Origin of the sequence: Pseudomonas sp. SWRI154 (genome assembly GCF_014268645.1) — a bacterium.
Taxonomy (GTDB): domain Bacteria; phylum Pseudomonadota; class Gammaproteobacteria; order Pseudomonadales; family Pseudomonadaceae; genus Aquipseudomonas; species Aquipseudomonas marvdashtae.
Map to the genome: position 1 here is coordinate 26682 of NZ_JABWQW010000005.1, position 21905 is coordinate 48586.

General features: G+C 62.1%; 8 protein-coding genes. 7 read left to right on the forward strand and 1 reads right to left on the reverse strand.

Annotated elements, in window-relative coordinates; translation table 11 throughout:
* Nucleotides 1-86: 86 nt before the first annotated feature.
* Nucleotides 87-2300 (reverse strand): TonB-dependent siderophore receptor, encoded by a 2214-nt coding sequence (locus HU806_RS06385; RefSeq protein WP_186610582.1) that lies wholly within the window; start codon nucleotides 2298-2300, stop codon nucleotides 87-89.
* Between the two features lie 290 nt (nucleotides 2301-2590).
* On the opposite strand from HU806_RS06385, the gene HU806_RS06390 reads away from it, so the two are divergent.
* The 7 genes from HU806_RS06390 to HU806_RS06420 all read left to right on the forward strand — a co-directional run bounded on the left by HU806_RS06390 (nucleotide 2591) and on the right by HU806_RS06420 (nucleotide 21901).
* Nucleotides 2591-3394: an ABC transporter ATP-binding protein gene (locus HU806_RS06390; protein ID WP_186610583.1), complete on the forward strand. Its 804-nt coding sequence runs from the start codon at nucleotides 2591-2593 to the stop codon at nucleotides 3392-3394.
* Complete coding sequence (locus HU806_RS06395; RefSeq protein WP_186610584.1) at nucleotides 3391-4374, forward strand: iron chelate uptake ABC transporter family permease subunit; 984 nt, start codon at nucleotides 3391-3393, stop codon at nucleotides 4372-4374. The genes HU806_RS06390 and HU806_RS06395 overlap by 4 nt, the downstream gene beginning before the upstream one ends.
* Nucleotides 4371-5420 (forward strand): FecCD family ABC transporter permease, encoded by a 1050-nt coding sequence (locus HU806_RS06400; RefSeq protein WP_186610585.1) that lies wholly within the window; start codon nucleotides 4371-4373, stop codon nucleotides 5418-5420. The genes HU806_RS06395 and HU806_RS06400 overlap by 4 nt, the downstream gene beginning before the upstream one ends.
* Before the next feature lie 42 nt (nucleotides 5421-5462).
* Complete coding sequence (locus HU806_RS06405) at nucleotides 5463-6407, forward strand: ABC transporter substrate-binding protein (RefSeq protein WP_346657154.1); 945 nt, start codon at nucleotides 5463-5465, stop codon at nucleotides 6405-6407.
* Nucleotides 6408-6565: 158 nt separating this feature from the next.
* Nucleotides 6566-7519: a TauD/TfdA family dioxygenase gene (locus HU806_RS06410; RefSeq protein ID WP_527251135.1), complete on the forward strand. Its 954-nt coding sequence runs from the start codon at nucleotides 6566-6568 to the stop codon at nucleotides 7517-7519.
* 66 nt (nucleotides 7520-7585) lie between these two features.
* Entirely contained in the window at nucleotides 7586-12394 is a 4809-nt protein-coding gene (locus HU806_RS06415; protein WP_186610587.1) for a non-ribosomal peptide synthetase, read from the forward strand.
* Between the two features lie 42 nt (nucleotides 12395-12436).
* The gene (locus tag HU806_RS06420) at nucleotides 12437-21901 is read left to right on the forward strand and encodes a non-ribosomal peptide synthetase (RefSeq protein WP_186610588.1); all 9465 of its coding nucleotides are present in this window, start codon (nucleotides 12437-12439) and stop codon (nucleotides 21899-21901) included.
* The last annotated feature ends 4 nt before the right edge of the window (nucleotides 21902-21905 follow it).

Below are 21905 nucleotides of genomic sequence, written 5' to 3' on the forward strand. Positions count from 1 at the left end.
GGGGAGTTCGAGGGGGCGCAGAGAGGCGTTCGTACAGTATGAAATGGCTCGGTCGCCGCTTGTCAGCGCCGACCGAGCGGGGGAGGTTACCAGCGGAAGTTTACCGAGGTCACCAATTCGCGTTCGTCGCCATAGCGGCAAACGGCTGCCTCACAATAGACGTATTTTTTATTCGTCACGTTGTTGGCGTTGAGGGCGATGTCCCAGTTTTTATCGATCTGGTAGCTCGCCATTGCATCGAAGAGCGTATAGGCGGGGAGCTGGGAATCGATAAGCGAGGCCTGGGTAGTTCCTTTGTAGCGTGCCCCACCGCCCACCTTCAGTTGGGGGACGCCGAACAGGGCAAAATTGTAGTCCGCCCACAAGGCGGCCTGATGGTAAGGCGTGTCCTCGCTGCGCTGGCCGACTTCGCTTTGGACCTGGCTCTTGGTGATGCGGGCATCGGTGTAGGCGTATGACGCGATGACCGTCAGTTGAGGCGTGACGTCTGCCTTGGCCTCCAATTCCAGGCCACGGGAGCGCTGCTCACCAATCTGCTGGGGATTGCCGCCAGCTTGGTCGCGTTTCACGACATTTTCCTGCGTCAGCTCGTAAACCGCTGCACTAAGCAGCATGTTGCTGCCAGGGGGTTGGTAGCGGATGCCGATTTCGTATTGCTTGCCTTCGGTAGGCGCGAAGGTCCTGTCCGTTGCTTCAGCCACTGCGACCGGGAAGAACGATTCGCTGTAGCTGATATAAGGGGCCAGGCCGTTATCTGCCTGGTAAACCAAGCCGGCGCGCCAGGTGGTGGCTTCGTCGCCCTGGCTCAGCTTCAGGCCGTCCCTGAATGCTTCCTGATCCTGGTCTGCCCAGTCGTGGCGACCGCCGAGCAGTAGCAGCCAATGGTCATCGAACTTGATTTGATCCTGCAGGTAGATGCCTTTCTGGAACGTGTCGATCTGCGAGCCACGGTCGCGGTTTCGGCTCTTGTCCACAACAACCGGCTGACCGTAGTTGTAGTCACCGATGTTGATAGGTGTCGAGTTGGCCCGGAAGTTGTGCGAGTCGTACGACGCGTCGTAGGTATCAGCGCCCACCAGGAAAGTGTTTTCAATACCTGCGATGTTCCAACGCGTCTCGATATTCGTGTCGCTGGCTAACGCACGGGAGCGCTCACGCCGGTCACTGTACTGGCGGCGCAGGACGCCGGTATTGACCGCTCCGTTGATAGCAGCCGGGCTGGTCTGGGCCTGCATGTATTTCCACTTCACATCCGCTTCGTAGTAACGCATTTTGTTACTGATGCGGGTGTGTTCATCAAACCGGTGTTCGAACTCGTAGCCGACGGCGGACATTTCGCCATTCATGTCGTCGTAGTCGGGCTCGCCGATGAAGTCGTGCCGACCGATGGTGAACGGACCGTCGCCCACACCCTTGACCAATTGATAGGGCAGCGGGGCGGAGAAGCGCGTGTCACTTTTCTGGTAGAACGAGAGCAGGGTCAGCGACGTGTCATCGTTGGGACGCCAGGTCAGGGCCGGAGCGATGTAGAGCTTGTCGTCGTTGATGTAGTCCTGCTGGGTGTCGCTGTCGCGCTTGAGCATGGTCAAGCGGTAGCTGAGGACCTCGCTGTCGCCGAGCGGGCCGCTGAAGTCGGCGGTCAGTTGCTTGCGATCATGGTTGCCGTATTGCAGCCCCAGTTCATGCAGCGGGGTTTCGGTTGGACGCTTGCTGACGCCGTTGACGAAGCCGCCGGGCGAGAGTTGGCCATACAGCACCGAGGCCGCGCCACGGATGACTTCCACGCGTTCCAGGCCATACGGTTCCTGGACGCCATCATAGGAGTTGTATTGCAGGCGCATGCCGTCGCGCAGCGAGCCGCCGGTGGCGGACTCGACGTCGAAGCCACGAACGCGGAACCGGTCCGACGTGCGGTTGAAGCTGCTTGGCTGGCTGGTGAAACCCGGCGTATAGCTCAAGGCGTCAGCCATGGTGTCCGATTTGCGATCACGCATTTCATCGGCAGTGACCACGGACAGCGATTGCGGCGTTTCAGTGATGGCCGCGTTGGTCTTGGTGGCGCTGCCGTTGCGCAGGGCGACCTTGCCGGCGAGAGGCGCCGTCGGGTTTTCAACGGCGGCGGCATTGATATTGATTTCGCCGAGTTGAAGAGGGGCCTTGTTGGATGCCTCTTCTTGAGCAGCGATCGCCTGCGCTGAAAAAATACTCCCCAAGGCCAATGCCAAAGTGCTCAGGTGAAACGCTGGATGACGCGAGGCGTAGCGTTTTTCGGTGCCAACTGTTGTTTTTCTTTCGAGCATCGAGGAAGTCCTTGGGGTTGTTTTTCAGCTTCGCAAGCCTGTTGTCCTGGTCCAGCGGCATCAGGCAGACGAGCAAGGTTAGTGTCTACTGGCCATAATCTGACTGTGAATGATAAGGGTTTGCATTAATATTGTCAGGCTTGTAGGGAAATTATTTTCGTTTCGACATATTCTGTGCCCCACTTTTTTGCCCCGGCCGGTTTACAACGTGGTGTCATTGCAAAAAATGACCCAGGGGCAATGCGCGCTGGACGATTCGATTAGGCCCTCTTGGGCATGGAGGGACGATCATGCTGAAGGCCACAGACGTGCGGCTGAGCTATGGCGAGCAACAGATTCTCAACGGTGTCAGCCTGGAAATTCCCGAAGGCTGCTTCACCGCGTTGATCGGGGCCAACGGATGCGGCAAGACCACGCTGTTGAATGTAATGGCGCATATGCTGCGACCGAGCGCTGGTGACGTGCATCTGTCCGGGAAAACCCTGGGGCAGTATTCGCGCCGGGCACTGGCGCAACGAATGGCGCTGTTACCGCAGCGCACCACATCACCCGCCGGCATGACCGCACGGGAACTGGTGATGCAGGGGCGCTTTCCCTGGCAGAGCTGGTGGCGCCAATGGTCCGAGCAGGATCAACTGGCGATTGACCGCGCCATCGACCTGGCGGGCATCGGCCCTTTGCTTGACCGTTCCTTGGCAACCCTGTCGGGCGGGCAATTGCAACGCTGCTGGATTGCCATGACCCTGGCCCAGGACACCCCGGTCATCCTGCTGGATGAGCCCACGACCTTTCTCGATATCGCCCACCAGATCACGCTGCTTGAACTGCTGGTGGACCTGCGTGAGCAAGGCAAGACCATCGTGGCTGTGCTGCATGATCTGAACCAGGCTGCACGTTACGCCGATCACCTGGTGATGATGCGTGAAGGACGGTTGCTGGCCCAAGGGTCGCCCGCCGAGGTTTTCACCCAGGAGAATCTCAAGGCGGTCTTCGACCTGGATGCGCACATCATTACCGACCCTTATTCTGGCGATCCGTTATGTGTGCCGCAAACCAACCGCAGTCGTCCATTGGCCGTGCGGGAGGCCATGTGAGTCACGGTCTGCGTTTGCCGGTGTGGCTGGGCCTGTTGATCGCCATTGCGCTGGCCGCGCTGCTGCATCTGGCCGTGGGCGCAAAGAGCATTCCCTGGAGTGACACCTGGCAGGCCTTGGTGGCCTATGCACCGGGCAACGCCGACCAGAGTGTCATTCGCGGCAGCCGCCTGCCGCGTTTGCTGGTCGCCATGCTGGTAGGTGCCAGCCTTGGATTGGCCGGCGTAATCATGCAGGCGGTGGGTGACAACCCGTTGGCTGACCCTGGAATTCTTGGGATCAATAGCGGTGCGGCATTGTTCGTGGTGTTCGGCTTGCTGGTTTTACCGGGCCACGACCTGTCGATGATCCCGCTGTTTGCTTTCAGTGGCGCCCTGGTGGCAGCCATTGGCGTTCTGTTGCTGGCGGGAAGGGGGCACAATCCGATTCGACTGACCCTGTCCGGGGCAATGATTGCGGCGTTGTTCAGCGCCATCACTTCTATCTTGTTGTTGCTCGACCAGCAGGGGCTCGACAGCCTGCGTCGTTGGCTCACCGGCTCCATCGGTGTAACCGGAGGCTCGATGCAAGCGTGGGTCTGGCCTTACGCCGTGTTGGGCATGTTTTTGTGCCTGGTCAACGTCCGTGCGCTGAATGCCCATCGGCTGGGGCCGCAAGCCGCGGCCGGCATGGGCGTCAACTTGCTGAAAATGCGCTTGTTCGGCCTGGCCTCCGTGGTGTTGCTATCGGGATCCGCCGTGGCCCTGGCGGGGCCCATCGGTTTTGTCGGATTGGTGGTGCCTCACGCTGCGCGCTTGTTGTTTGGCGATGACTATCGTCGCTTGTTGCTGGCCGCGCCCCTGCTTGGCGGGCTCCTGCTGATTCTGGCGGACATCGCCGCCAGGACCGTGGTGCGTCCTTTCGAGCTCAATACCGGCATCGTCACCGCGTTGATCGGCGGGCCTGTTTTTGTCCTGCTGGTATTGAGGAAAGTCCGATGACGCGCTTGGGATTGGCCCTGCCCAGGATGCTGCCGTTGTTGCCTTGGGTCGCTCGACCGATCGACTTGATCTCGGTGCTGGCGCTGCTGGTTGCCTTGGTGGCCTTGTCGTTGTATGCGTTGACGGTCGGCAGTTATTCCTTGGATGTTGCCCAGGCTTGGCAAGCGCTTGTGTCGCCCGATGAGGTCAACTCGACGACACGCAACCTGCTGTGGGAGCTGAGGTTACCCCGTGTTGCGCTGGCAATCCTCGCGGGCATGGCCATGTCGCTTGCCGGCCTGTTGATGCAGTCGTTGACGCGCAATCCCCTGGCGGCACCGGGCCTTGTCGGCGTGGAGTCAGGCGCCAGCGTCACGATGTTGCTGATCATCGTGCTCTGGCCCACGCTGCTGCCGCTGGAGCTTTACCCATTGGCGGCACTGGCAGGCGGGTTGGCCGTGGCGTTCTTCGTCGCGCTGCTGTCGTGGCGCCAGGGCATCTCACCGTTGCGCTTGATTCTTGTCGGCGTCGGGTTGACCGCCATGCTCAGCGCGGTCGCCGACCTGCTGATCACCTACGGCAACATCGATCAGGTCGAGTCCGCCCTGATGTGGTTGGGTGGCAGTTTGCACCGGGCCGGCTGGACGCAGGTTCATAGCCTCGGTATCTGGTTGTTGCTGGCAGGCGCTCCATTGCTGTTTTTTCACCGTCAGTTGAACCTGCTGCAGTTGGGTGAAAAGGTCGCGCTCAGCCGAGGGCTGAACGTCACCGGCGTGATGATTTTCCTGTTGCTGTGTAGCGTGATGCTGACGGCGGCAGCCGTGGCGAATGTCGGCACCATGACCTTTGTCGGCTTGGTAGCCCCTCATCTGGCGCGACAACTGGCGGGCGATCGCCACGGGGCGCTGATGCCGTTGTCGGCCTTGATGGGCGCGCTGCTGGTGTTGGCGGGCGATACGCTGGGCAGGGGCGTTTTTCCACCCTTGCAATTACCGGCGGGGCTGGTTGTCGCAATCATCGGCGCGCCTTATTTGATCGTGCTGCTGGCGCGACAACGCAGTCGCTGAAACACAGCGATGTTCGTATTGAAGTTATCTGGAGGCAAGTGCGTGCGGTTGAAAGGAATGTTCCCAAGGTTGCTCGGCATGCTATGCGTGCCGCTGGCATTGCTGTCCATGGACGCTGGCGCGGCTGAAACCAAAGTGTTCGAAAACAGTTTCGGTCGGGTCGAGGTGCCTGTTGAACCTCACTGCATCGTGTCCTTGCACGATTTCAGCCTGACCACCCAATTGTTGGAGCTGGGCATCAAGCCTTGCGGCTCGACAGGGCGCAAGAAGCTTTTTTCAGACGTGCTGTTTCGCGGCGCGCAGGAGCGCTTCGATGTGACGGGCATCCAATACATCGGCTCACACCAGTCCCCCGACCTGGAAGCCATTGCCGCCTTGAAACCTGACCTGATCGTGGGCCTTTCGTATCACGCCGACCTCAAGGAAAAGCTCAGCAAAATCGCCCCGGTGGTGCTGTTGCCCTCCCGGGAAAGCGATATCAAGACATACGCCAAGGAACTCGCGGAACTGGTCGGCAAGCAACAGCGCTATGAGGAGATGCTGCGCGAATACCAATGGGTGGTCAGCGAGTTCAAGAAGCGCGTCAAGGACCCTTCGCGTATTACGGTCACGACGCTTGAAGTCTATACCGACGGGTTCCAGCTGATCGGCCGTGGCGGGATGGATGATGTCATCGCTGATTTCGGCCTGGGTCGTGTCGCCGCGTATCGCGAGGCGCGCCAGAATGTGCCCTACAGCCTGGAGCGAATCGGTGACTTCGACAGTGATTTCATTATCGACACTTATGAGGAAATGCTCGATTCGGAAGCCAGCACGGCAGCCTTCCGTCAGTCACCTCAATGGCGGAATCTGTTTGCCGTGAAGAACCGCCAGTTCCTGTACCTGAACCGCAGTCGCTATGCCGATACGATGCAGGGATTATTGGGCTCCGCCTATTTGTTGATGTCTCATATCGCCGAGCGGGAGAGTGTGCTGCAGGACAAGTGAAATGTATCAGCCGTCATACAAATGTCATTAATGACAATGATTCTCTATTGCGGTTGTTACTCGTTTGTATTAGTTTGTGCTCTCGAAAAAAACACGCTCATCGGAATGGCGAGGGATTACTAATGGAAACTGGTTTGGCGCGTGCACAGGTTCAATCCATGGAAGGCGTACCGGGCAACGAACAGACCTTGCCGTTCATCCTTGAAGCGCCCGCCGCCGGTGCGGTCTGGCAGGACAGCCGAGCGCAGATCCTTCAGGCAGTCGAGGCCCAGTTGCCACGTGTGGGCGGGATTCTGTTTCGCGGTTTTGCATTCAATGGGGAGGCGGATTTCGAAGCGTTCGCCCGCAGTTTCGGTCATGAACTCCTGACCTATGACTACGCCTCCACACCGCGCACCAAGCTCAATAACCGGGTATACACCTCCACCGAATATCCGGCCCACCAGATTATCCCGCTGCACAACGAACAGTCCTATTCCCTCAATTGGCCGATGAAAATCTGGTTCCACTGCGTACAGGCTTCTCCTGTGGGCGGTGAAACCCCTATAGCCGATAGCCGCATGGTCTACCAGCAACTCGACCCGGCTATCCGCCAGCGTTTCGCCGAGAAGCGCCTGATGTACGTGCGCAACTACGGCAACGGCCTCGACTTGCCCTGGCAACAGGCGTTCAGCACCGAAGACCGCTCGCAGGTCGAACATTTCTGTCGTGCCAACCAGATCCAGTTCCAATGGAAGGACGATGGCGAGCTGTCCACGCGCCAGGTCTGCCAGGCCGTGGCCCAGCACCCGATCACGGGAGAGTGGGTCTGGTTCAACCAGGCGCATCTGTTCCATATCTCCAATCTCGCGGCACCTGTGCGCGAGACGCTGATTTCCATCGTGGGCGAAGAGGGCGTCCCGCGTAATGTTTTCTACGGGGACGGCTCACCGATCGAGCAGGAGGCCCTTGACCATGTCCGCGAAGTATTGCAGCGCTGCCAGGTGAGTTTCCCCTGGCAGGCGGGCGACGTGCTGATGCTCGACAACATGCTCGTTGCCCACGGTCGCTCGACATTCCAGGGCGCGCGCAAAGTTGTCGTCGCCATGGCGGAACCTGCTTCGGCGGGTTGACCCCCTCTCTTTCAGAGCCGTTGCAACAGACGGCTGATTTCGAACAAGCAAAATGAAGGACAACTCATGCTCGATCGCCTGATGCATCGCTGCTGGCTGCGTGGAATTCGCCTGTCGGAAGCTGAAGGTCAACTGATCATCACGCCGGGGCCGCAGGGCGCTCTGACGGATGAACTCGAAATCGAGCTCCGTTCGCGAGAGCACGAGGTGTTGCAATGGCTCGCCCGGCATCCCGATTATTTTGATGCGCGGCCACTGACCGACAATGAGCAGGCGCTCTGGTTTCTACAGCGACTGGAGCCCGACAGTTGTGCCTATAACCTTGCTTACGCAGGACGAATCAAGGCGCAGTTCGTAACGGAGGACTTGCCCCGGCGCCTACAAGACGCCTGGGCCACGATTCAGCGGCGTTACCCTGTGTTGAGCATGGCCTACGGCGAACGCAACGGCGACCTGGTGCAGTGGAGTCGTGGCGAAAATATCCAGCCGTTGGAATGGGTTGCCTTACAAGCGGCGGACACCGACACCTTGCAGCAACACATTGCCGAACTGGCCGACCGGCCTTTCAATCTCCAGGCCGGGGAAGTCAGCCGAGGTGTGGTGCTGAGCAACGCCCGGGATGGTCATACCGAGCTCACGCTGGTGCTGGTGATCCATCACATCGCCGCCGATCCGGCCACGTTCCATATCGTGCTCAATGAGTTGTTCGCACAGGTCGATGATCAGCCGTTGCCGGCGATCAACCCTGATGCCTATCGCGACTACAACAGTGAGCTGCATGTGCGCAGCGAGGCGACTGAAGCTGCGGAGCTGGCTTGGTGGCAGGCGCAACTGAGCGAAGCCCCGACGCTGGATTTGCCGACGGATTTCGCCTTTGGCGGTGACCGGTCATTCGAAGGAATGGAGCTGCCGGTTCGCTTCGATCTCGCCACCACGGCGAGAATCCGGGCCCTCGCCCGAGAGTGGGGCGTAACGCCGTACGTCTGGTGGTTCTCGCTGTTTCAACAGTTTCTCGGGGTGTTGTCCGGCCAAGACGATTTTGTTCTGGGTACGGCCGGCGGTCTGCGCTTGCGACGCGAACACCTCAGTTTGCCGGGCTATCTGGTCAACTCGCTGCCGGTTCGCTGTCGCTTGCAGGCAGATCTTTCAAGTCGTGATTGGGCCCGAGAGGTGGACGCCACCGTCAAGCAGGCCCTCGCGCACCGACACTACCCGTTCTCGCGCCTGGTCAAGCAGTTGAACTTCGAGCGTCAGGCGGGCAAGGCGCCGCTGTTCCAGCACATGTTCACGCTCAACAGGGAACGTGCCGCGCCTTTTCATCAGTACCTCGATCGCCTGCTGTCGGAACAGCGTGGAGCGGCCCATGAACTGAACATGGTCGTGGTGGATGAGGAGGAGGGTTTCCTCTGTCGGTGGCGTTACAGCAAAGCCTTGTACCGCCACGAAACAGTCCAGCGTTATTGCGATCAGTTCGTTGCGTTGGTCCACGCGGTCATCGAACAGCCGGACGAGCCGTTTGCCCAGCTCGATTGGCTGCCGCCCGCGCAACAATCAATCCTTCACGGCGCGGACATGCCGGTTCCGTTCAGCAACGCCTGGCAGGCGTTCGTTCAACAGTGCAAGTCCGAGTCAATCGCCCTTCAGGACGAGCAAGGCACTCTCAACTATGCCGAACTGGGCCGGGCAGTAGTGGCTCGTGGCGAGCGCTTGCAAGCGGGTACAGACCTGGAGAATGCACGCATCGCCTTGTGCCTGCCCCGCAGCCGCGAATTGGTAATGCACATGCTCGCGGCCTGGCAGTGCGGCGCCACCTACCTGGCCGTCGATCCGCAGTGGCCGCAGTCGCGTTTGCAGGATATCTGCGAGGATGCCGCGCCCAAGATCTGGATCGGCGAGGGCCTGCGTCCCGACTGGCTGCCGGATGCGGTGCGCTGGCTGTCGTTGCCAGATGCCGAGCTGTCGAGCGAATCGCCGATGCGCGCGTCGGTTGATGCTGACCTGCCGGCCTACATCGTCTACACCTCCGGTTCCACGGGCCGGCCGAAGGGCGTGGCGGTCAGCCAGGGCAACCTGATTCATTACGTGACGGGGTGTCTTGAGCGCCTGCACCTGCCCGCCGATGCCAGCCTGGCAAGCCTTGCCAGTTGTGCCACTGACCTTGGGCATACGGCCTTGTTCGGTGCTTTGCTCAGCGGCCGCCGCTTGCGGCTCCTGGCCGAGGAACTGGCGTTCGATGCCGAGGAGCTGGCGGCTGTGCTTGAACGCGAGCCCGTGGATTTGCTGAAAATCGTACCGTCGCACCTCAACGCCTTGCTGGTCGCCAACGATCCGCAACGCTTGTTGCCGCGCCAATGCCTGGTAACCGGCGGCGAGGCCCTGGGCCATGAGCTGGTGTCGCGCTTGCGCGCATTGAGGCCGGACTTGCGTATCGTCAACCACTACGGTCCCAGTGAAACCACCGTCGGGGTGTTGACCCATGAGGTCGATATGGATGGCGCGGCACCGCTGGGTCGACCGCTGCCTAATGTCCAGGTCAGCGTGCGTTCGCCCGACGGCCGTTTGTTGCCGATCGGCGTGAGTGGCGAGCTCTGCGTGCAGGGCAGGACGGTTGCGCTGGGTTATCTCAGCGCCAGCGATGCAGACCGCGCCCGCTTCGGTGAGCATGGCTATCGCACCGGCGACCGGGTACGGCTCAATCATCAAGGGCGGGTGGAGTTTCTCGGCCGGCTCGATGAGCAGGTCAAGATCCGCGGCTACCGGGTCGAGCCGGCGGAAGTCGCGGCACGGCTGCGGGCAATGCCGCATGTGAGCGACGTCCAGGTGCTGAACAGCCCGTCGCGGCTGACGGGCAACCGCCTGGTGGCGTTCCTGGTCGCGCCGTCGAGCGCGTTGGCGGATATCCAAGCCACCCTGCAAGCGCAACTGCCGGACTATATGCAGCCGGCCCAGTGGCATTGCCTCGATGGGTTTGCCCTGTTGCCCAACGGCAAGGTCGATCGCAAGGCATTGCTGCAGTTGGCCGAGCAAGCGCCGGCCACCGCGCAGGCGACGGTTCCAACCGAGGAGCTCTTGGACGCGGTCGAAAGCGCGTTGCTCGACATCTGGCGCGGGCTGCTCGGCAATCCCGACCTGGGGCCCGATGACAATTTCTTTGCCCAGGGCGGCGACTCGATCCTTGGCCTGCAGATCATTGCCCTGGCGCGCCAGCAAAATATCCTCATGACGCCCAAGCAGCTGTTCGCCGAACAGACCGTGCGGGCCTTGGCCCGAGTGGTGCAGACGCCGCAGCGCAGCCTCGAACAACGTCTGCTCGATATCGCTCGCGAAATCCTCAATAACCCTGGACTGCGTGTCGATGACAACTTCTTCAGCGTCGGGGGCGACTCCATCCTGAGCCTGCAGATCATCGCCCGGGCCAAGCAGCAGGGGCTGCAACTCAAGCCCAAGCAGATTTTCGAGTTCCCCACGGTGCGCGGCTGGGCCGGGCAAGTGGTTGATTCAGGCGCGGCGAAGGAGGGTGCCAAGCCCTCCGACATCGAACCCACCACGGCATTTGCCCTGACGCCGATCCAGCAATGGTTCTTCGCTCAGGAGCAAAGCGAGCCCGGATACTGGAACCAGTCCTTGCTGTTGGCGCTGGACGAACCGTTGGAGCTGGACCGGTTTGCCCACGCGGTGGGCACGCTGTTGCAGCGTCATGCCAGCTTGCGCCTGACATTTGAGGCGTCGCCGCAGGGTTGGCAACAACGCTACCAGGCATTTACCCAATCCCAGGTCGACGTGTTGTTCCACGTCGAGGAGCAACCGTTGAGCGAAGCGCTATTGCAGCGCTGGCAGCACGGCTTCGATCTGGCCAAGGCGCCACTGATTCGCTGGGTGTATTTCTCCCAGAGCCGCGAGCTGCTGTGCACGGCGCATCATTTGCTGGTGGATGCGGTGTCCTGGCAGGTTCTGTTGGAGGAACTGGAAAGCCTCTACCTGCAATCGAACGTGGCATTGCCTACCGTCTCGGCGGGTTTTCATGTGTGGAGCGAGGCCTTGCAGCAACATCGCCGCGAGCCCGCCGTACAGGCCCAGGTTGATTACTGGCATGAGCAGTTGGCCGCCGAAGGCTCGGTTCCCGAACAAGCCAATGTGTACGGCGAAAGTCGCACGCTGGCCACGCAATTGTCGTTGGAGCAGACCCAGTTACTACTGGGCGATTGTCACGCGGCCTACAGCACCCAGGTCCAGGACCTGCTGTTAGCGGCATTGGCCGGTGTCATCGGTCAGTGGCAGGGACGCGAACGCGTCACCCTTGAGCTGGAAAGTCATGGCCGCAGCGGCTGGGAGCTGGGCCCCGAGTTGTCCCGTTCAATCGGTTGGCACACCAGCCGCTATCCGCTGGCCGTCGATACTTCCTGGGATCTCGAGCCCTCGATCATCGCGGCCAAGGAAGCGCTGCGCCGTGTCCCCGAACAAGGCATTGGCTATGGTCTGTTGCGCCAGGAACCGGCCCACGGCCTGGGTGCGGCTTCACTCTTGACGTTCAATTACCTGGGACGGGTCGATCAATGGATCGGCGCTTCGCGGCTTTGGCGTCTGTCGCGACCGGTGTGCCCTGGCATGCGCGCCGACAGCACCCGCCGCACGCATTGGCTGGATGTGACGGCGCTAGTCAACGAAGGCCAGTTGCATGTGGAGTGGCGTTATGCGCCGCAGGTCCATGATGCAGCATTGGTGGGTGAATTGGCGCGGCAGTTCCAGCAGCGACTCATAGCCCTGCTGGAGCATTGCCAAGCGCCCTCGGTGGGGCGAGCCACGGCTTCGGATTTCGCCGACTCCGGCTTGTCCGACGATGAATTCCTCGGGCTGCTCGAACAACTTGAGCAGTGAACCCCTGCGTCCCCAAACATTACAGGTTCGGATACCGTCAGCATGAACGACAAGGTCAAAGCTCTTTCGCGCAATATCGAAGCTATTTACCCGCTGGCTCCCATGCAGCAAGGACTGCTGTTTCACAGCTTGATGCACCCGGGCAAGGGCATGTATCTGCTGCAATACCGGCATGTGATGGTCATGCCGAACCTGGACCTCGCTGCGTTTCGCCAGGCTTGGGCACAAGTGGTGGAACGCCATGAGCTGTTGCGCACTTCTTTCGTCTGGAAGCAGCAGAAGCGTCCGATGCAAGTGGTGCACAAACAGGTCGAATTGCCGATCACCTATGAGGATTGGTCGCACCTGAGCGAAGGTGAGCAGCAGGGTCGCCTGGATCAGTTGCTCAGCGAGGAGCGTGCCGAAGGGCTGGACTTCACCAAGGCGCCACTGATGCGGGTCCGGTTGTACAAACTGGCGCCCGACACCTACCAGTTCGTGCGCAGCTACCACCACATCCTGATGGATGCCTGGTGCTTCTCGATCATCATGATGGATTTCCTCAACGGCTACCGTGCCGCCCAGGAAGGTCGTCGATTGAATCTGCCGGCCCCGCGTCCTTATCGCGATTTCATCCGGTGGCTCGAAACCCAGAAGCCGGAAGATCATCAGGCTTTCTGGCAACAACGCCTGGCGGGGTTCGACACGCCCAACGAGTTTGGCTTCGGTCATGCCGGCCGCATCCAGGGTGCGACCGAGCCGGTCGAGGACTGCGTCGAGTTCCTGGAGCCAGGGCAGACCCAGTCACTGCAAAGCGTTGCGGCCCGGCATGGCATCACCCTCAACACCCTGGTGCAGGGTGCCTGGGCGCTGTTGCTGGCGCGTTATAGCGGTGATCGCAATTTGGTGTTCGGCATTACGGTTGCTGGCCGCCCGGTTCATCTGCAAGGCATGGAAAGCATCGTCGGCCTGTTCATCAACAGCCTGCCGCTGCGCTGGAGCTGGCGCCCGGATGACGCACTGGGGCCGTGGCTCAAAGCCTTGCAGACCGAGAACCTGAGCCTGCGCGAACACGAAAGTGTTTCCCTGGCCGACATCCAGCGTTGGAGCGATGTGCAGCGCCAGGACCTGTTCCAGAGCCTGTTCGTGTTCGAGAACGCGCCCATCGCCGCCGACCTGCGCCAGGGGCAGCTGGACTACCTGATCAGCGACATGGCCAACCGCACCCACACCAATTACCCGATCACTGTGGTCATCGTGCCGGGTGAACGCTTGCACTTGCAGCTGACTTACCAGACCGACTGGTTCCTGCGTGAAGAAGTCGAGCAGATGCTGCGGCATTTCCGCACGCTGCTGTTGAACATGGGCGATGCCCTGGACGCGAACGCCGGGACGCCGTTGCATCAACTGGCAATGCTGGATGAACGTGAAGTCGCTCACCAGCACGAGGTCTGGGCCGGTGGCGGGCTGGTAGCCGATGAGCAACTGCTGCAACCGTTGTTCATCGAGCGCTTCCAACAGCAGGTCCGCCAGAGTCCAGGGCGCGTCGCCATTGTCCACGGCGAGCAAAGCCTGACTTTCGATCAGTTGAACCGCGCCGCCAACCGGCTGGCCCGGCACCTGCGTGCGCAAGGCGTCAATCGCGACGATCTGATCGCCGTATTCGACGAGCGTGGATTGGACTTGGTGGTCATGATCGTCGCCACCCTCAAGGCCGGCGCCGGTTGGCTGCCGCTTGATCCGCGCAACCCGGCCCAGCGCCTGGCCCAGGTGCTGCGCCAGAGCCGTACGCCGTTGCTGGTGCACAGTGCGGAACAAGGCGAACTGGCCTTGCAGGCATTGGATCTGCTCGAGCAGCGACCCCAGTCCGTGCGCTATGACCCATCGGTACTGGCCGGCTACAGCGACGACGATCTGAACATCGTGGTGCACGACAACTCGTTGGCCTATTGCATCTTCACCTCCGGTTCCACCGGTACGCCAAAGGGCGCCATGGTGGCCCAGGCGGGCATGCTCAATAACATCCTTGGCAAGCTGCCGGGGCTGGGGCTCGATGCGGATGACGTGATTGCCCAGACCGCGCCGCAATGTTTCGATATTTCAGTCTGGCAAACCCTTGCCGGACTGGTGCTGGGCGCGCGTACCGTGATTCTCGGCGACTGCGTCGTGCAGGACCCCGAGGCGCTGGCCTCGGCTATCGGACGGCATGGCATCAGCATCCTCGAGGCGGTGCCGTCATTGATGCAGAGCCTGCTCGACGCCGGGCTGGAAGCATCGCCCCTGCGCTGGGTGCTCGCCACGGGCGAGGCCTTGCCGCCGGCCTTGGCGCGGCGCTGGTTCGAGCGCTACCCGGCGATTCCGTTGATGAACGCCTATGGGCCCGCCGAGTGCTCGGATGACGTCGCCTTCCACCCATTGCTGGAACGCCTGCCGGATGAGCGCATCAACGTACCGATCGGGCGCGCCACGCTGAACAACCGCTTGTACCTGCTCAATGCCGATTTGCAACCGATACCCATCGGTGCCGTCGGCGAGATATTCGTCGCCGGTGTTGGCGTCGGGCGTGGCTACATGGCCGACCCTGCGCGCACGGCGGCGGTCTTCCTGCCGGATCCGATCGCCAATGACGGTTCGCGCCTGTATCGCACCGGCGACCTGGCGCGCTTCCTGCCCAACGGCGACCTGGAATACGTTGGGCGCACCGACCATCAAGTCAAGATCCGTGGCCATCGTATTGAACTGGACGAGATCGAAGCCTGCCTGACCCGTTATCCCGGCGTGCGGGAAGCCGTGGTGGTGGCCCGTGACGACCAGCAACGCGCCAAGGTGCTGGTGGCCTATGCGGTGGCAGATACCGCTTGCAGCGTCGAGGCGTTGCGCGAGCACGTGCTCGGCAATCTCCCGGCGTACATGATCCCGAGCGCATTCGTGTTCCTGGAGCGTTTCCCGCTCAACGGCAATGGCAAGATCGACCGCAAATCCTTGCCCGCACCGGATTTCGCCGCGCAAAGCCAGGCTCGTTATGTGGCGCCCAGCAGCGAATTGCAAGGCCAGTTGGTGGAAGCCTGGCAAAGCGTGCTCGGGCTCGAACAGGTGGGCGTCGAGGACAACTTCTTCGAGCTTGGCGGCCATTCCTTGTTGGCGACCCAGTTGATCGGCCTGATCGGCAAACTCAGTGGCAAGGATTTGCCGTTGCGCGTGGTCTTCGAGCGTCCGACCATCGCCGCCATGGCCGATTGGCTGGAAAACCAGGCCGGTGCGCTAAAACCTTCGCCAACCCTGCTGCCGCGTCCGCAAAAGCTACCGCTTTCGTATGCCCAACAACGGCTCTGGTTCTTGCAGCAACTCGATCCGCATAGCCCGGCGTACAACCTGGCTGGCGCTGTGCGCCTGACCGGCGAGCTGCATGTCGCTGATCTGCATGCGGCATTGCAAGCGGTGGTCGACCAGCACGAGGTACTGCGCAGCGGGTTTATCAGCGAGGCCCAAGGGCCTAGCCAGGTGATCCTGGCGCAGACCGAGCTTGATTTGCCGGTGATCGATGTGGCGAGCGAAGAGGCGCTGCACGATCGGCTGCGTCAGGATGCAATGACACCGTTTGCCCTGGATGCGGCGCCGTTGCTGCGTGCTCGGCTGTATCGCCTGGCGCCGCAGGTGTTTGTCCTGTCGTTGAACTGCCATCACATCGTTGCCGATGGCTGGTCCCTGCAACTGATCATCGACGGTCTGTGTGAGCAATATCGCAACCGCCGCCAGGGCCTGTCGACTCAACGGCTCGCCCCGGCGATGCAATACGCCGACTACGCCGTCTGGCAGCGTCAGTGGATGGGCAGCAAGGCGTGTGCGCAGGAGCTGGCCTACTGGCGCGAGCAACTGGCCGGCGAACTGCCGGTGCTCGACCTGGCGACCGATTTCGCCCGGCCTGCCCAGGCCAGCCAGGCCGGAGGCCGTGTCGAGCGACGCTTGCCCGAAGCGCTGGCGGCACGGCTGAGGTCATTCAGCGCTCGCCACGGTTGGAGCAATTTCATCCCGATGCTCACCGCGTTCCAGTTACTGTTGCGCAGTCGCAGCGGCGAAGACGACATTCTGGTCGGTGTGCCAGCGGCCAATCGGCACCATGCGACGTTGCAGCCCCTGGTGGGTTGCTTCGTCAACACCTTGGTGTACCGCAAGAAACTTTCCGGCGAGCGCAGCCTGCTGCAACTGATGAGCGAGTTGCAGGCGCTGTCCGTATCGGTCCAGTCCCACCAGGACTTGCCGTTCGATTACCTGATCGAACAACTCGGCGTGGTTCGGCAGGTGAGCTACAACCCGCTGTTCCAAGTCATGTTCAACTACTTCCCGGGCAATGCCCTGGAGCGTTTCGACCTCACCGACCTGATTGCCGAGCCGCTGGACAACCGCCCGGACAGCGCCTTGTGCGACCTGCACCTGGACGTGCGCGACAGCGAACACGGCATCAGCGTGAGCCTGCAATACAGCAGTGATCTGTTCCGCGAGCAGACCGTGCAAGCGATGGTCGAGCAATACCTGGCATTGCTCGACGCGTTGATCGAGCAGTCCGCCCAGCCGCTCGGCGAGCTGGCATGGCAGCCGGCTGAGCGGAGCCTTGCGCGGATCGATGGACACGCGGTGACCGGTCATCAAGACATACTCGAGGCCTTTGCGCTCCAGGTTGCTCGCCAGCCCGAGGCGATTGCCGTTGTGGCAGGCAATACCCAACTAACGTATGCCGAACTGGATCAGGCCGCCGAGCGGCTGGCGGCGAAGTTGCAGGCCCAGGGCGTCGGTATAGAAGACCGCGTTGCCCTGAGCTTGCCTCGCGACGCGCGCCTGCCGATGGCCATGTTGGCGGTGCTCAAGGCCGGCGCTGCATATGTGCCCTTGGCCGAGGACACACCGCCGGAGCGTGGCCGCTATATTCTTCAAGCGGCCCGGCCCACGTTGTGCCTGGGCACGGCGGCGAGTCTCGCGGAGTTGGCGCAGTGGAACAACGACCTGCCGTTGCTCGACATTGACGCCAGCGCTTCGATCGAGACCTTCAATGCAGTGGCCTGCGTCGCCGGTCAGCTCGCCTACGTGCTGTACACCTCCGGTTCCACCGGCCAGCCCAAAGGCGTGGCGATCAGCCGTGGCAACCTGATGAACCTGATGCTGGCCGTCGAGCAGGTCCTGCCGATGACGGCACGGGACCGGGTCCTGGCCTTGACCACCGCGACCTTCGACATTGCCATCGTCGAGTTGCTCCTGCCCCTGGCCCATGGCGCCAGTATCCTGCTGGCCGATCGCGAACAGGCGCGAGACCCGCAGGCCATCGATCAACTGTTGCTGTCCGGGCAACCCACCGTCATGCAGGCCACGCCGGCCACCTGGCGGATGCTGGTGGCGCACACCTCGCGCAGTTGGCAAGGCGTGCGCGCCATCTCCGGTGGCGAGGCCCTGCCGTGCGCATTGGCCGAAGCCATCGAGGGCAGGGGAGCCCATGTGATCAATGGTTATGGGCCGACGGAAGCGACCGTCTACAGCACCTTTGAAGTACGCAGCGGTAACGAAGCCGGCGTCGAGGTGCCGATCGGGCAACCGGTGGCCAATACCGCCGCGTACGTTCTCGATGCCGACTTGCAACCGGTGGCCGCTGGTGTTCCCGGTGAGCTGTACCTGGCCGGGGCCAACCTGGGCCGAGGTTATTTCGCCGCTGCGCGCCTGACCGCCGCCGCGTTCCTGCCGGACCCATTCGTGGCCGGCGCCCGCATGTACCGTACCGGCGACCGGGTGCGCCGCAACAGCAATGGCAGCCTCGATTACCTGGGGCGCCTGGATTTCCAGGTCAAGCTGCGCGGCTTCCGTATCGAGTTGGGCGAGATCGAGGCGCTGTTGTCCCGTATCCATGGGGTTCGCGAGGCCGCTGTCGTGCTGTTGGGCAGCGGTGATTCGGCGCGCCTGGTGGGTTATTACGCAGGCGATGCGCTGGATGATGCGCTGCTGCGTGACGCCCTTGGCGCTCAGTTGCCGGACTACATGCTGCCCAGTCAGTTTGTACGTCTCGACACGCTGCCGTTGAGCCCGAGCGGCAAGGTTGACCGCAAGGCCCTGCCGGCACCGCAACAGCGTGACGGCCAGCATGGCGCGCTGTCGGGTGAGTGGGAGCTGACCCTGGCCGAGCTCTGGAAGGAGCTGCTGGGATGCACCGAGGTTGGCGCCGACGATAACTTCTTTGCCTTGGGCGGACACTCGCTCCTGGCGGCGCGACTGGTCGCACGGATCGCCGAACAGCATGGCCGGCGCCTGCCATTGCGCACTGTGTTCGAGCTACCGGTCCTGCGCGATCTGGCCGCTGCGCTGGCCCAGGCAAGTACCGAGGCTGACGGCATTTTGCGACCTTTCGAAGAACCCTTGGCACCGTTGCATTTCACTCAGCAACGCTTGTGGTTCCTCGATCGTTTGCAGGGCGATACCCAGGCCTATCACTTGTCGCTGGCACTGCGCCTGGATGGCATCCTGCAACCCACGTTACTGGAGCAGGCGTTGACGCAATTGGTGGCTCGCCAACACAGCCTGCGCACGGTATTCAGCGAAACAGCCGAGGGCGCGCGCCAGCGTGTCGAGGATCTCGGCGCCGTGCCGCTGAACTTCGAGCCGCTGGAAAGCGACGAATACTCCAGCGCTTTTGCGCTGAAACTGAGCCACGAGGCACAGCGTCCGTTCGACCTCACCGCGCCGCCGCTGTGGCGGGTGCGTGTGTATCAGGGCCAGGACAGGAGCGTGCTGCAGGTGACCTTGCATCACATCATCGCCGATGCGCGCTCGCTGGAGATTCTCTTCAACGAACTGCAACGGATCTACCACGACTTGCTAGAAGGTCGCGACGTTTGCCTGCCACCACTGCCGCTGCAATTCTGCGACATCGCCGCCAGTTGGCAGAGTCCGGCCGGGCAGGCACGGATCGAATCGCAGCTTGAATATTGGCGCGGCGCCCTGGCGGGCGAACCGCCGGTGCTGAACCTGCCGACCGACCTGCCTCGGCCCGCCGAGCAGGGCTACAGCGGGCAGCGCCTGCGTTTCAACCTGCCGGCAACGCTGGTCAAGCGCCTGCGCGATACGGCGCAACGTCATGGCTTGACCGCGTTTGCACCGCTGCTGGCCGCGTGGAAAACCCTCTTGGCCAGGCACTCGGGACAGCGTGAAATCTGGATCGGCTTGCCGGTCGCCCATCGTCATCAGGCCCACACGGATAACCTGATCGGATACTTCGCCACCACCCAGGTCCTGCGCAGCCAGATCGACCCACAACAGTCGGTCCGGCAGTTCTGGCAGCAATTGCAAGCCACTCACCTGTCGGCGCAACAGCATGCCGACGTGCCGTTCGAGCGCTTGGTGGAAGCGTTGCAAGTGCGTCGTGACCTCAGCCACACGCCGCTGTTCCAGGCGTTGTTCAACCTGATCCAGCGGGACGCCAACGCCTCGCTCGAACAGCGCTTCGCCGGGTTGCCGGCACAGCGCCTGAACGTCGAAAGCGACAGCGCCCTGGTGGACATCGGCCTGCACATCGAGCAGATGGGCGAGGACTGGCCGTGCGTGTTGGAATACAACACCGAACTGTTCCTGGCGCACACCGCCCAGCGTTACGCCGATGAGTTCCTCTACCTGCTCGAAGGGATGCTGGAACAACCCGAGGCGCGTCTCTGGGACATCGACCTGGCCAATGCCGATCACGCGCTCGGAGAGCGGCCATGGAATCGGCCTGCGCAGTCCTTGACTCCGGCCGTGGACGTGATTGCCCGCTTCGAACGGCAAGCCGTCCTGACGCCGCAAGCGCTGGCGGTGGATTGCCAGGAGCAGCAACTGAACTATGCGCAATTGCACGCCATCAGCAATCGCCTGGCCCACTGGCTACGGGCGCAAGGCGTCTGCACCGACGATCTGGTTGCCGTTTGCCTGAGTCGCGGTCCTTGGTTGCTGCCCACCTTGCTGGCGATCCAAAAGGCCGGCGCGGCGTACCTGCCGCTGGATCCGCAACACCCGGGCGAGCGCCTGCGCTTCATCATCGATCATGCGCGTCCGGCCCTGGTGCTCAGCGAAAGCCTGTGCGCCGATGCCCTGGGCGGCGTCGATCACGTCCTGCTCGACCGGTTGCAGCTGGACACTTGCAGCGACGACAACCTGACGCTGGCGGTCGACCCGCAACAGCGCGCGTATGTGATCTACACCTCGGGCTCGACCGGCACACCGAAAGGCGTACAGGTCACCCGAGGAAACCTGAGCAACTTGCTGGCCGGCCTTGATCGCTTGCTGCCGCTCGGCGCAGAGGATGTCTGGCTTGCCAGCACCACGTATGCCTTCGATATGTGCAAGCCGGAGCTGTTCCTGCCATTGGTCAATGGCGCGGCCATACTGCTGGCGCGCCGCGAGCAGGTGGTCGATGGGCATCAACTGTTCGCGCTGCTGCGCCGGGCCACGGTGTTCCAGGCGACACCGGCCGGGTGGCAAATCCTGCTGGAAACCGGGCAGGCCGATTGGCCGCCGCTGCGAGGCCTGATCGGTGGCGAAGCGGTTCCCGGTGAATTGGTGAACGAATTGCGTGGCCGGGGTGTGGCGCTGATCAACGCCTACGGCCCAACGGAAACCACCGTCTGGTCCACCACCCAGGCGTTGCGAGACGTACCGTCCGGTGTCGCCGATATCGGCGCGCCGTTGCTCAATACCCGCTGCTATGTGCTTGACGACATGCTCCGTCCGGTCCCGTTGGGCGCCACCGGTGAACTGTACATCGCTGGTTCCGGGGTTACCCGTGGCTATCAGTGCGCGCCCGCCACCACGGCAGCGGCCTACTTGCCCGACCCTTACGCAGGCGAGCCCGGCAGCCGCATGTACCGCACCGGCGACCTGGTACGCCGACGCAACGATGGGCGACTGGCCTACGTCGGTCGGGGCGACTTCCAGGTCAAGGTGCGCGGGTTCCGCATCGAACCGGGTGAAATCGAGTCGCTGCTGCGCCGTTACCCGGGTGTGGAAGAAGCGGTGGTGATGATCGATTCGCGCAGCCAGAGCCTGTTCGCCTGGCTGCAAGTGCCGAGCCCGATAGATCAGCCGGCGCTGCGTCGGTATCTGGAAGGCGTGCTGCCGGGCTACATGATCCCGGCCGGCTTCATCGAGCAGCCACGCTTTGCCCTCAACGCCAACGGCAAGATCGACCGCAAGGCGCTGCCAGCGCCGCAACCCGTGGCGATCGAAGGCGTGGCACCGCGCAACGACCTGGAGCGCCAACTGGCGGACATCTGGCAGGACTTGCTGGCGCTGCCGCAAGTCGGCGTGTTCAACAGCTTCTTCGAGCTGGGCGGGCATTCGCTGTTGGCCATGCGTTTGATGACCCAGGTCGAGAGTCGCTTCGGCATCAAGCTCGAACTGCGCAGCCTGTTCCAGAATCCGACGATCGCCGCGCTTGCCGAGCAGATCGAAAAACCCCAGGGGCCCTCGACCGACGAAGCCCTGGACGAAATGCAGCGCCTGTTATCAGAGATGGAAGAGTAAGGAT